The organism is Methylotuvimicrobium sp. (assembly GCF_050611805.1).
GTDB lineage: Bacteria > Pseudomonadota > Gammaproteobacteria > Methylococcales > Methylomonadaceae > Methylotuvimicrobium.
This window is the reverse complement of sequence record NZ_JBNGHF010000111.1, coordinates 1-2,744: the sequence shown is the minus strand read 5'-3', so window position 1 is coordinate 2,744 and position 2,744 is coordinate 1. Positions and strand designations below refer to the sequence as shown.

Sequence of the window (2,744 nt, the reverse complement as noted above, 5' to 3'; positions counted from 1 at the left end):
TTACCCAAGCTGGAGCTTGGGTAACAGCATATTTTAGTTTTTGCGACTACGACTAACCCCAGCTCGGACACTTGGCTTCGGCAAGCTGAAGCATCTTGCTAATCAGGTGAAGTTAAGTGCCGCCGGTCAATTGTTCCGGTGCGAAATCGTCGACCGCGATCGCTTTCATTTTGGCTTGCTCGGCTTTTTCGAGTAATGCATATTCGTCCTTGTCGATCAATTCCGATGCCAAAGCCTGCTGCAGTAGGGATGACGGCATTCCTTTGGGTAGCGCTCCTTGTTTTTGCGCGGCGCGGATTTTGGCCTCGGCCGGTGCGGCCTCGAGCACTGCCCTGAAGGCGCCCTCGATGCGGCCGGTAGGATCGTCCGGATCGGTATTGATATAGATGCCATCGGTCAAACGCTCGCGCGCCGGATTGTCGGTCAATAGCAATTTTGCGAGAGGACCGGTCAAGCTATCGCACGGCGGCGCGCAGGGTTTGCCGAGCGGAAACAACAAGGCACGCAGCAAGCCGGCCGAAAGTTTCGCCGGCAGCAGCCGAAGTGCTTCCAATAACGATTGTTGGGCGCGATACAGGCTGTCTTGGCAGGCCCAATGCAGCAGCGGCAGGTCGTCCGAGGGCGCGCCTTGATTGTCGAAATGTTTGAGTACGCAAGAACACAAGTACAAGTGGCTCAGTACGTCGGCCAGCCGCCCGGAAATGCGTTCCTTACGTTTGAGTCGGCCGCCCAGCGTCAGCAGCGCGACATCGGCGGCCAGCGCAAAGCCGGTGCTAAGCCGTGTCAATTGCCGGTAATAACGCTTCGTTTCGCGGTTACCGGGCGCGGCGGTCAGCCGCGAACCGGCAACGCCGAACCAGAAGCCTCGCAAGATATTATTCAGAAAAAAACGGATATGCCGCCATAATATCGAGTCGAATTCGCGCAAGGCTTTGGCCGCATTTGTTTGGTTCAGTGCCTGCATTTCTTGTTGTACGAAAGGGTGGCAGCGGACCGAACCTTGGCCGAAAATCATCATCGTGCGGGTTAGAATGTTTGCGCCTTCGACCGTGATGCCGACCGGGACGACCTGATACAAACGGCCGATTGCGTTGGAAGGCCCCAGACAAATGCCCGAGCCGCCTTGAATATCCATGCCGTCGTTGATGATACGCCGCATGCCTTCGGTGAGTTGGTATTTCAGTATCGCCGAGATCACTGCCGGTTTCTCGCCGACGTCGAGTGCCGCGCAGGTGACTTGGCGCGCGGCGTCCATTAAATAGGCGCTGCCGGCCATGCGCGCCAGTACCTCTTCGATGCCTTCGAAGGCACCGATCGGCAGATTGAACTGATGCCTGATTCGCGCATAGGCGCCGGTGTTGCGGCAGATGAATTTGGCCGCGCCGACGCTTAGCGCCGGTAGCGAAATCGCGCGGCCGGTGGCGAGGCATTGCATCAACATTTTCCACCCTTGACCGGCTTGTGCCGCGCCGCCGATGATCCAGTCGAGCGGAATGAAGACGTCCTTGCCCCAGTTAGGGCCGTTTTGGAAGGCCGAATCGAGCGGAAAATGGCGGCGGCCGATCGAAACGCCCGGCGTATCGGTCGGAATCAGCGCGACGGTAATGCCGATATCTTCGGTTTCGCCTAGCAGCCGGTCGGGATCGTAAAGCTTGAACGCCAGTCCGAGCACCGTGGCGACCGGGCCTAGCGTAATATAACGCTTCTCCCAATTGAGCCTTATGCCCAAAACTCGTTCGTTGCCTTCGAACGCGCCGTAACAAACGATGCCGGTATCGGGCATCGCACTGGCATCGCTGCCGGCCAGCGGGCCGGTTAATGCAAATGCCGGTATTTCGAGACCGTCGGCCAAGCGCGGTAGATAATGATTTTTTTGCTGCTCAGTGCCGTAGGCCAGCAATAATTTGGCCGGTCCCAATGAATTCGGGACCATGACCGTGACCGCGGCGGTCGTACTACGGCTGGCGAGTTTCATGACGATTTGCGAATGCGCGAAATCGGAAAACTCCAGGCCGCCGTAGCGTTTCGGTATTATGATGCCGCAAAACTTATGTTGTTTGATGTAGCTCCAGACTTCCGCCGGTAAGTCGCGGCGCTTGAAGGTGATTTCCCAGTCGTCGAGCATCGCGCACAGGGTTTCCACAGGTCCGTCGATAAAGGCGCGCTCCTCGTCGCTGAGGCGCGCCGCGGGCAGCGCCGCGAGTTTAGTCCAGTCCGGACGGCCCTTGAACAGTTCTGCGTCCCACCAGGTGTTGCCCGCTTCGAGTGCTTCGCGCTCGGTTTGGGACATCGGCGGCAGATTGCGGCGCATGGCCTTGAACAGCGGCCGGGTCAGTAAACTGCGGCGGATAGGAGCGAAGACAACGATCCCGGCTAAAATAAGCCCGCTCGATACCGCGATAATGAATTCGGTCATGGCTAAATTCCTGTTACTGTGAAAGTTCGTAGATTCGGACTCCTTATCTAATTTTTCGATATGAAAAACAATACTGGTTCCGAGGAGGGGGCGGTTGCTCGACCGGCAGGCGTCGGCGGCAGGGCAGATTTTTGCTCCTCGGCAACTGCTGAGTTACAAGGATGTAACGAATGCAGAAAATGCAGGAGCATTTTTCTGCCCTGCGTTGCCCTAATACACGCCATCCCTGGCGTAATGCAAAATCTGCATTCACGCCATCCTTGGCGTTCGAGACGCCGTCGAGCCTACACGGACGTATTCACCCAGCACCTAAATTCCATAGCCCATT

Annotated in this window: 1 protein-coding gene; it reads right to left on the bottom strand. The window is 57.2% G+C overall.

Translation table 11 applies throughout. From position 1 onward, the window contains the following. Positions 1–112: 112 nt before the first annotated feature. A complete protein-coding gene (locus ACRJJO_RS21895; RefSeq protein WP_431067677.1) occupies positions 113–2,416 on the bottom strand; it encodes an acyl-CoA dehydrogenase in 2,304 nt (767 codons plus the stop codon). Between the last annotated feature and the right edge of the window lie 328 nt (positions 2,417–2,744).

Coding starts and splice junctions, on each gene's coding strand:
- ACRJJO_RS21895 (WP_431067677.1), bottom strand. CDS start 2,416: ATGACCGAATTCATTATCGCGGTATCGAGCGGGCTTATTTTAGCCGGG.